The organism is Bartonella sp. AD328YNZD (genome assembly GCF_042196425.1).
Genome location: NZ_JBHIQG010000580.1, coordinates 1 through 1,030 on the forward strand (window position 1 = coordinate 1; position 1,030 = coordinate 1,030).

At 31.7% G+C, this 1,030-nt stretch carries 1 pseudogene; it reads right to left on the minus strand.

The features are described 5' to 3' along the window. Window positions 1–188 (minus strand): annotated as a pseudogene (locus ACFIO3_RS13815) (N-acetylmuramoyl-L-alanine amidase); the annotation flags it as partial. Window positions 189–1,030: the final 842 nt, after the last annotated feature.

Below are 1,030 nucleotides of genomic sequence, written 5' to 3' on the forward strand. Positions count from 1 at the left end.
TTAAAGCCTGCCTCACGATATGTCTGCTCTGAAGGATCAGGAACAAGATAGTGTGCACTAACCTTTTCTCCTGTAAGCGCCATAATCGAGGCTTTAAAATCAATAGCCGTATAATGCATAACGAGAAAATGAACGCGACGACTAAAACTCTTGACAGAACGATAACTGTTGTAATCAATCTGATACATAAAAGCCCTTTCTTTTTTGCTTAAAAAGACCACTGCGCATCACAACATATTAGGATACGAACTGTTAAAAAATGCAATAAACTCCCTATTTAGATACTAAGAATTACGACTAAAATTTGTTCATCAAAAACATTGACACTCTTATCAACAATTAAGACACATTTTTATTTCTCTCCCACACACGCATAAAATGTTTTTAACCACATTAAATATTTTTCCCAAAAAAATTCACAAATGACCAATCAAAAAGAAAACAAAAGCGTAAAATGATCACTCCTTAAATCTTCACGTCTTACAGAAAAATAGTTCGTCCTGTTATAAAATTGAAAAATATAGCCCCTCGGAAGTGAACCCCCAACGATCATGCAATCACACAAAAACTTAAAGGAAAAATTTTATGAGCTCTTTACAGCAATTTATTATCAGATAACAGAACGGCACATGTTCGCAATAAACTCTTCACGGACATATTGTTCAATAAAGTTTGCAAAGCTTTCCTGTAAATAACATAACCTCTTGTTTTTTCACAACATCTCTGTTTGATTTACAAAGAATCTCAATTATTTACAACGCTTAAGGCACACAAAGTCTCTGGATTCCTTGTCATAGGCTCTATAAAATGTAACATATTGATTTATAATAATAATTAATCATTATAAATATTAAATGTAGCGAGCCTAATATCGTTAAGTTTTTCTTAATTTTGAATCAATCAAAGTCATTCATTTACGCATCAAAGAAAATTTACCCTATAGACAAAAACCACTGAAGAAAAAGATCAAAATACTTCTTATAATAGAATGTTCAATAATTTAGGCAATATTTTACATCCCCATAGAGGT